This is a genomic window from Celeribacter sp. PS-C1 (assembly GCF_019429625.1).
In the GTDB taxonomy this organism is placed as follows: Bacteria; Pseudomonadota; Alphaproteobacteria; order Rhodobacterales; family Rhodobacteraceae; genus Celeribacter.
This window is the reverse complement of sequence record NZ_JAHXRW010000012.1, coordinates 102007-110148: the sequence shown is the minus strand read 5'-3', so window position 1 is coordinate 110148 and position 8142 is coordinate 102007. Positions and strand designations below refer to the sequence as shown.

At 56.1% G+C, this 8142-nt stretch carries 5 protein-coding genes and 2 pseudogenes; 6 read left to right on the top strand and 1 reads right to left on the bottom strand.

The window, feature by feature from the left end; genetic code table 11:
* From J5Y17_RS16050 to J5Y17_RS16035, 4 genes and pseudogenes are all read left to right on the top strand, one after another.
* Positions 1–126, top strand: a pseudogene (locus J5Y17_RS16050) (electron transfer flavoprotein subunit alpha/FixB family protein); the annotation flags it as partial.
* A gap of 235 nt (positions 127–361) precedes the next feature.
* Positions 362–1363: an ABC transporter substrate-binding protein gene (locus J5Y17_RS16045; RefSeq protein WP_219786496.1), complete on the top strand. Its 1002-nt coding sequence runs from the start codon at positions 362–364 to the stop codon at positions 1361–1363.
* 407 nt (positions 1364–1770) lie between these two features.
* A pseudogene (locus J5Y17_RS16040) lies at positions 1771–2754 on the top strand (CaiB/BaiF CoA transferase family protein); the annotation flags it as partial.
* Between the two features lie 143 nt (positions 2755–2897).
* Positions 2898–4328, top strand: coding sequence for a 3-hydroxyacyl-CoA dehydrogenase NAD-binding domain-containing protein (locus J5Y17_RS16035; RefSeq protein WP_219786492.1), 1431 nt, complete (start codon positions 2898–2900; stop codon positions 4326–4328).
* On the opposite strand, the gene J5Y17_RS16030 is transcribed toward J5Y17_RS16035, so the two are convergent.
* Entirely contained in the window at positions 4325–5392 is a 1068-nt protein-coding gene (locus tag J5Y17_RS16030) for an AbrB family transcriptional regulator (protein WP_255572148.1), read from the bottom strand. The two genes, J5Y17_RS16035 and J5Y17_RS16030, sit on opposite strands and share 4 nt — an antisense overlap.
* A 240-nt stretch (positions 5393–5632) precedes the next feature.
* Between J5Y17_RS16030 and J5Y17_RS16025 the strand changes: the two genes are divergently transcribed.
* Together J5Y17_RS16025 and J5Y17_RS16020 are read left to right on the top strand one after the other, a co-directional pair.
* A complete protein-coding gene (locus J5Y17_RS16025) occupies positions 5633–6799 on the top strand; it encodes a thiolase family protein (RefSeq protein WP_219786488.1) in 1167 nt (388 codons plus the stop codon).
* A gap of 581 nt (positions 6800–7380) precedes the next feature.
* Positions 7381–8127, top strand: coding sequence for a GntR family transcriptional regulator (locus J5Y17_RS16020; RefSeq protein ID WP_219786486.1), 747 nt, complete (start codon positions 7381–7383; stop codon positions 8125–8127).
* Positions 8128–8142 lie beyond the last annotated feature (15 nt).

Sequence of the window (8142 nt, the reverse complement as noted above, 5' to 3'; positions counted from 1 at the left end):
ATGAAGGACTCGAAAGTGATCGTCGCGATCAACAAGGACGAAGAAGCCCCGATCTTCCAGGTCGCCGACTTCGGCCTCGTCGCAGACCTCTTCGACGCAGTCCCAGAATTGACTGAAAAGCTTTGAGAAAGCTTTGAAACAGGCGCCTCGCAACAGCAAAAGATTGGATGTTGTGCAGAGGGTTGTAAAACCTGCGCCGCGAGATGGCACAGATATTGCGGTGCATATCCTTATGGGCGTTCATGATCACAAAGACGTTCAAGGACCGGCCTCGGTTTCCGAGGCTGGTCACGCAAAGAACTAAGAGAATATAGAGACATACGGGGAGATGTCTCAGTGAACTGAAACAGAGGAGGAGAAGATGCTTCGTCATCTTATTAAACTTGCTGCTATTGCCTGGGTCGCTTTGAGCGCCCCGCAGGCTGGTGCTCAGGATACTGTCCGCATTGCACATTCGACGGAAAGCTTTGCTTTCATCCCGTTGTTTACTGCGATCACAAGTGGTGCTTTTGAAGAAGAGGGTCTGGATGCGGAAATCATTCGCACTGGCTCCGGTTCCAAAACCGTTGCTGCAGTGGTCGGGCGCAGTGCCGATATCGCGATCGGTTCGACGACCAGTGTGCTCTACGCCCGCAAAGAGGGTCTTGATCTGCAAATGATCGCAGGCCTCGTGACGCAGTACAGCAGTAGCATAGTCTATTCCAAAGAGTGGGCTGAGAAACAGGGCGTGACAGCGGAGAGCAGCTACGAAGAGATGCTTGCAGCCTTGAAAGGGGCGCGGATCGCGACGTCCGGTCCGGGAGGCGGCGACCATATCATTCGTCACTTCGCGAAAGAAGCAGGGCTGAACCCCGACAAGGATCTGACGATTGTGTATCTGGGTCGGGATATCGGTGTGTATCAGGCTGCCCTCGAAGAAGGGCGTATTGACGGCCTCTCACTTTCGGCTCCGGCTCCACAGATTGCTGTGCGCGAACGCGGTGCTGTGTTCGCTTTCAACACCGGCGCGGGTGAAGTCGAAGATCTCGACGGGTTTTTGTATATCGTGGCGACCGCTCGTGGCGACTGGGTCAAGGACAACCCGGAAACTGCGCAGAAACTTGTGAATGCTTTTGGGCATGCGGTGACCTTGATCCGTGACCCGGAGGCGAGCGCGGCCGCACGCGACAAGGTTCATGAGACGTACTATGCCGATGTCGACAAAGGGCTCTTTGATGACATTTGGGCGGAATTCGCTTCGGGCGCACCGGAGAGCGTCCAGATCACGAAAGAGGCTCTTGTCGAAGTGGTTGAATTCACCAACGCGTTTGAAACCGATAACCCAATGGATCCCGCGATGATCGATGGGGCATTCCTCGAATAAGTATCCTCCAAGTGTCTCCATAAAGTCAAAAATGGAGGCGCGCATAGGGGCCGCAGCGGGTGACGCAGCGGCCCCTTTTTTGTAGTGAGCGCAAGTTTTTCTGAACTGGGCGGATCGTTGAGCGGTATGTGTTATTTCCGTGTAAGTATCTTAATTATAATGATTTTTTGAATGATCCGAAGGCGTCTGGGCTCTGCGGTGGCTGTGCTAAGCATTCTGGCACGAAAGTTGCGAGATCACCTCTTGAGGAAAAAGAGGAAGCGCTCGTGAAACAAGAAACAAACAGCCCCGATTTTGGTTTGCCGTACCAAAGGTTGCACGCCTTAAAAGGGGCGGGTGCTCTGAGTTTTCTCTCCGGGGTGCGTATCGTTGATCTTACCACCTCTGTTGCGGGGCCCTATGGGACGATGCTTCTTTCGGATTTCGGCGCCGAAGTGATCAAGGTGGAGCGCCCGTCTGGAGACGACGCCCGTCACTGGGGGCCTCCGTTTCTCAACGAGCAGGCGCTCTGGTTTACTGCTGTGAACCGCAACAAGAAAAGTGTCGTTCTGGATATCCGGAGTAGAGAGGGGCGTGCCGATATGGAGCGTCTGATTTCCAGTGCGGATGTTTTCGTGACCAATCAACCCTTGGACGTCCAGCGCAAGCTCGGTCTGGATGAGGCGGCGGTCCGCGCCCTGCGAGAGGATATCATCTTTGTTTCGATCACAGGCTTCGGCCTCAATGGAGCCCGTTCCGAGATGACCTGTTACGATCTCATTGCGGAAGGATATTCCGGGGTCATGGATATCACGGGGATGGCGGATGGTCCTCCGCAAAAGGTCGGTGCTCCGGCGGCCGACATGCTCGCCGGGCAAGATGCCGCCCTTGCGACCATCGCCGCCCTCTTTGATCGGATGCGCAGTGGCAAGGGGCATTCTATTGACGTTAGCCTCGTCGAAAGCATGACACGCTTTTTGTCTTGCCGCATCTCGTCCTATCTCGGGTCGGGTGAGGTGCCTGAGCGCTCTGGTGGGACCGACAGTGTCATTGCGATTTATCAGGCTTTCGAGACTGCGGACCATCCAATCACGCTTGGGCTTGGGTCTGATGCGATTTGGAAACGGTTTTGGCAGGCGCTGGATGATGTGGAATATGGCGAGCGTCCTGAATTCGGCAGCAATTCGGCGCGGCGGGTGCACCGCGAGAAGATCGTGGCCTCCATTCAGGAGATTTTACGTCAAAAACCGCGTGACGCTTGGCTCGCGCTTTTCGCTGAGGCGCGCATTCCTGCGGGTCCCATCAACAAGGTCGACGACGTCGCGCACGATGGCGCTTTAAGGGAACGGGGCCTTTTCTACGTCATGGATGACGGGCATGGCGGGCAGGTGCCGCAAATCGGACTGGGTATCCAATTCGACGGCATTCCCTGTGCGCCGCATTCTGCACCGCCACGGCTTGGAGAGCACACGGAAGAAATCTTGTCCGGACTCGAGCGCGAGACCTGAGATCGCTCAGCACACTTGAAAAGCAAATAAAATTGGAGGAGCCGAAGATGACTGCGATCTCTTCATCTGCAACGATCGGTATCGTGGGGGCCGGGACGATGGGCGCGGGGATCGCTCAGCTCGCGGCGCAGGCGGGGCATGCGGTTGTTCTGTTCGATGCCAATGCCGAGGCGGCAAAATCCGGCAAAACCCGGATCGGAGAAGGTCTCGAAAAACTGGTGGCGCGTGGGAAGCTCTCGCAAGATGACTTGGATCAGTTGATGCTGCGCATCACACCTACGGGGCAGATTGAGGACCTGAAAGAGGCCGCCTTGGTCGTGGAAGCCATCGTCGAAGATCTGGAGATCAAAAGGGGATTGTTCGCGACGCTTGAGGCTCTTGTGTCTCCGGACGCCATTCTTGCAACGAACACCTCATCGATCTCGATCACATCCATCGCCTGCGGGCTGGCGCGTCCGGAGCGCGTCGTCGGCATGCATTTTTTCAATCCGGCTCCGATTATGAAGCTGGTCGAGGTTGTTTCCGGGATTGAGACCGTAGCGAGTGTTGCAGAAGACGTCTTCGATACGGCTCATGCCTGGGGCAAAATTCCCGTTCATGCAAAATCTACACCTGGGTTCATCGTCAATCGTGTGGCGAGAGCCTACTATGCTGAGCCTCTGAGACTTCTCGAGGAACAAGTCGCGGATGTGGCTTTGCTGGATGCACTTATGACGGAAGGCGGAGGGTTTCGGATGGGACCGTTTGCTTTGATGGACTTGATTGGCAACGATGTGAATTATTCGGTCAGTCTGAGCGTCTACAACGCGTATTTTCAGGACCCGAGGTTTCGTCCCTCCCTTGTGCAGCAAGAGCTCGTCAACTCGGGCCGCCTCGGGCGCAAGAGCGGGCGCGGTTTCTATGACTATTCGGGGGACGGAGAAGCGGAGAGGGAACCTGTTGCGACGCCGGCTCAGGATATGCCTGTGCTTGAAGGTTTGGACTTGCGTGGAAGTGCTGACGTCTCCGGGCTTCACGTCACTCTCAGTGATGGGCGTACAGCCGAAGCCGTAAGTCGCGAAATTGGCAGGCCTGTCATTGTGTTCGACCTGACGGATGAGCCAGACAAAGCCAAGCGAATTGCGTATGCATGTTCGCAACAGGTCTCCCAAGAGGCTGTAAATTCCTTTGAAGCGACGGTGGCGCAGCACGGGCTCGTACCCGTCCGTCTGAAAGACTGGCCGGGGCTGGTCGTTTTGCGCACGGTTGCCATGTTGGCCAACGAGGCGTGCGATGCTGTTCTACAGGGTGTTGCAGACGAACGCGGTGTCGATGATGCAATGCGTTATGGCGTGAATTACCCTAGGGGGCCGTTGGCCTGGGCGCGAGAGATTGGTTTGAAGCGCGTGTTGCAAGTGCTCGATACGCTTCACGCAGCAACGGGTGATCCCCGCTATCGCGCGTCTATTTTGCTGCGCCAATGGGCCGGTGAACTCTAATCGTCCCCATCGGCGTGTCTGTCGCTCCGCCGCGCAACGGCGGCTATGACCCATGTGATGTTGGGCATGATGATAAAGAGGCGGGTCAGGTGGAACGCTGTGATAAGAGAGACGTCTATCCCGAGAACTTTCGCGGTCAAGGCCATCTCTGTGACCCCGCCGGGCGCGCTCGCCAAAAGCATCAGCGACAAAGGAAGATCAAAAAGATACGCAACCATCGCGCCCGTGAGGCCACAGGTCGCAACGAACAGCATGGAGCAGAGGACGGCAACTTTGGTGTAGCTTTTTGCTGAGGTGAAGAGGCTCCTCCGGAAAGTCGAGCCAAGCCATGTTCCAAGAATGATCTGTGCGATCTGTAAAATCCAAGACGGGAAGGGCGTCAATGGAACGCCGACGACATTGAGAAACGCAACCAATGCCAATGGCCCCATGAAATAGGGGTTCGAAATCTTCAGGCGTTTGAAGGCGATAACCCCAACCCATGCGAGAAGAGCGAGTGTCACGATTTCGATCAGGCTGCTGTCGGTGGCAATGCGCCGGACATTCTGGTCCGAATGCCCATATAGGAGGTAGATGATCATCGGAACGGCGATCACTACAGTCGAGATCCGAATGATTTGAGCCAGAATGATCGGTGCGGGGTCAAAGCCATGATGTTCGGCTGTTGTCGCCGCTTCAACAGGGCTCGTTGGCAAGACTGCGATGAGGGCGTTGGCGAGTGGAATTCGTGCGAACTTCGAGAGCACGAAGCCGACGAAAAACGCGACGACACAGATCAGTAGGGCCATCCCGACAAGCAGAGGGACATTCATCACGAGAGCCTGAAAAGCGCTCGGTGTGAAGAACAGGGCGACTTGGCTTGCGACGGTGGCTTGACCATAAGGGCGCGTGCTGACTGGTACCACAATCGTCGAAAGGCCTGTGAAGGTCAGGAGGGCCGTCACAATCATCGGCCCGATCATCCAGGGCAACGGAAGGTTGAAGCGAGAGAACAGATATCCTCCGGCGGCTGCGACTGCATATAGTCCTGCAAGGAACGCCCAATTTCTCAACCGTGTCCTCATTCGTTTCATCCTTTTGGCCCTTTTTCTCGCAGTCTAACCTTCGACGCAATTTTCGCGCCGTTTTTTGTGGCCGCACTCATTCTTTACCCTTCTCGCGAATATCGGTCGGCAGATAGCAAGTTTGCGCGAAATCCAGACCCTGTCTCCGTGTTGGCACATGGTTTGCGTGCGTGAGTTTCTGACAGCGCTGTCTGGGACAGTTGCCATGTTGGAATGCTATTTTGAGATAGGGGAGCTGGAATGTCTCTGAGAAATCAAGCGGTCATCGTCGGGGTGGGGGAAAGTGACATCGGCCGAATGCCCCATATGTCGGGACTGGGTTTGAACGCGCAGGCCGCGCGGCGTGCGATCAAGGATGCGGGGCTTAAGCCGTCGGATATTGATGGGCTCTTGACGGCCTATTCCTTTACCGAGCCATATTTCATGCTTGGATCTGTCTTGGCCGAGTATTTGGGAATTGCGCCGACTTACTGTGCGTCCATTGTTGTCGGAGGCGGTTCCCCTGCGGCGATGTTGCATCATGCCGCGCAAGCGGTTGCGACAGGGGCTGCCAATTATGTCTTGGTCTGTGCGGGGGAGAACCGCGCCACAGGTATGAGCCGGGATGATACGGTGAGTACGCTTACCGCGGTGGGGCACCCCTATTTCGAGGCGCCCTACGGCATCGGCATTCCGTCGCTCTACGCTTTGGTCGCGCATGCGTACATGCACAAATACGGAACCACGCGTGAGCAAATGGCCGCCGTTGCGGTCAACACTCGCAACCATGCGCTCCTGCATCCGAATGCCCATATGAAAACGCCGATCACCGTTGAGGATGTGCTGACGTCGAAACCGATCTCCGACCCGCTGAACATGCTGGATTGTTGTCTGATCTCAGATGCGGGCGGGGCCTTTATTGTCACGACGCCCGAACGCGCCGCCGACCTGCAGGGCAAGGCCGCGTGGTTGGCTGGCATCGGCGAATGTCACACGCATGAACACCTGACATCCGCACCGAGCCTGAGCGATTTCGGAGCGGAAGAGTCGAGCAAGCGCGCTTACTCTATGGCGGGGCTGGGACCGGAGGATATGGATTTGGCGATGCTCTACGATTGCTTTAGCATCGTGCCGATCATCGAGTTGGAGGAAACCGGGCTGGCTCCGCGCGGGGAAGGGGGGGCGTTCTTCGCTGAGGGTCATGCTGCTGTCGGGGGGACTCTGCCAATCAACACCCACGGTGGTATGCTAAGCCATGCGCATGCGGGAGCCGTCGGCGGGCTGATGAGTATCGTGGAGGCCGTGCGACAATTGCGTGGAGAAGCTGACGGGCGGCAGGTCGAAAATGCCAATGCTGCGCTCGTTCATGGCGAAGGCGGCTTGTTGTCGTCCCATATTACGATGGTCCTGACGTCTGAGGCCCGCTAGTCCGAAATGGGGCTGTTCTGAGCTGACGGCCCTGTTTTTGAGGGGCTCGATAGTCATGACAAAATCAAGTAGGACCACGCCGCCGCACGTGCTGAGTGGCGTGGTCTTTCTGCGGTTTTAACCGCAGTGATACTGGCTGTGCCGAGACGGTTGTAAAGCGGTCTGATACCTTCGCTACCCGTCCAGGGCTCAATTTCTCATACAGATTTGTTTTGGAGTCTCTCCGACGTTCCGTCGGTTCTGAAGTCATTTCGGGGGCTCAAATACAGAGGATCCCCGATCGTGCCTCTGCATTGTCAGAAAAACTTGCCCTGAGCGGACTCTTCGCCTTCTGCGATTACCTTCCGTACTCCGGTTCGCTGTGTTGAGGCGTGTCCTGACATCCCTCTCCTTGTGCTTCCGTCGTCGGTGTCGCGGCGGAAAATGCTCTCGTTCTCCTCAAAATGCTGCGCTTTTACCCGCTCTGAATGTATACAATAATTGCGGATAAATAGGATATATCGCCAAATTTCACTAAAAAATTGATGATCATGTTAAAAAATAGCGTTGATCGGCGCTCGGAATCAATTCATTGTATACATATGAGCCAAGAGAAAACCGTATATAGCAAATTGCGCAGCATGATCCTTAACGGCGTATTCGACGCTGGAGAGAGGCTGACGGAACTGAAGGTGTGCGAGGCATTGGGAGTGTCGCGGACGCCGGTCAGGGCCGCTCTTTTGCAGTTGGCGTCTCAAAATCTGGTCATTGGCCAGAGCAATCGGGGATACACCGTGCGCGGCATCACCGTCGAAGATGTGTGGGGCGCAAATGTTGTGCGCTCGGTCCTTGAAGGCGCCGCCGCAGGTATGGTGGCGCGTGAAGGTTTGGATGGGGACGTGCGTGACACGCTCCAGCAAAGTCTCAAGGACTACGGCAGGCTCGCGCGGCACGTTGAGCTGTCGGACGATTTTCTCAAAAACCATTCGGCTGCGAACCGGGTTTTTCACGACACGATCGTTACTGCGTCCAAAAACGAAAGCCTTTTTCGGTCGATCGAGACGCTTGCCTATATGCCCGTCCAGATCAACCGCGTGGTTTTCGCGTCGGATCGCGACTTTGCCATTCAGACCGTGCAATCCGGGTTGGCGGAGCATCAGAGCGTCCTGGCCGCATTGCTCTCGGGAGATGCGATGGCGGCCGAATTGCTGATGCGCACGCACAGTCAAAAAGCGTTGCGCGGCATCGAACATGTGCAGGAGGTTCTCGGGCTGGGGCCCGAATACCGCCAGATGCCATTTCACAAGTTCATCGGGGGCCTCGGGATTTCCGTGGTTGCCGCAGAATAAAAGCAAAATTGGAGG

Excerpts from the sequence above, each read along its gene's own strand:
- J5Y17_RS16045 (WP_219786496.1), top strand. The coding sequence starts at position 362 with ATGCTTCGTCATCTTATTAAACTTGCTGCTATTGCCTGGGTCGCTTTG.
- J5Y17_RS16035 (WP_219786492.1), top strand. The coding sequence starts at position 2,898 with ATGACTGCGATCTCTTCATCTGCAACGATCGGTATCGTGGGGGCCGGG.
- J5Y17_RS16030 (WP_255572148.1), bottom strand. The coding sequence starts at position 5,392 with ATGAGGACACGGTTGAGAAATTGGGCGTTCCTTGCAGGACTATATGCA.
- J5Y17_RS16025 (WP_219786488.1), top strand. The coding sequence starts at position 5,633 with ATGTCTCTGAGAAATCAAGCGGTCATCGTCGGGGTGGGGGAAAGTGAC.
- J5Y17_RS16020 (WP_219786486.1), top strand. The coding sequence starts at position 7,381 with ATGAGCCAAGAGAAAACCGTATATAGCAAATTGCGCAGCATGATCCTT.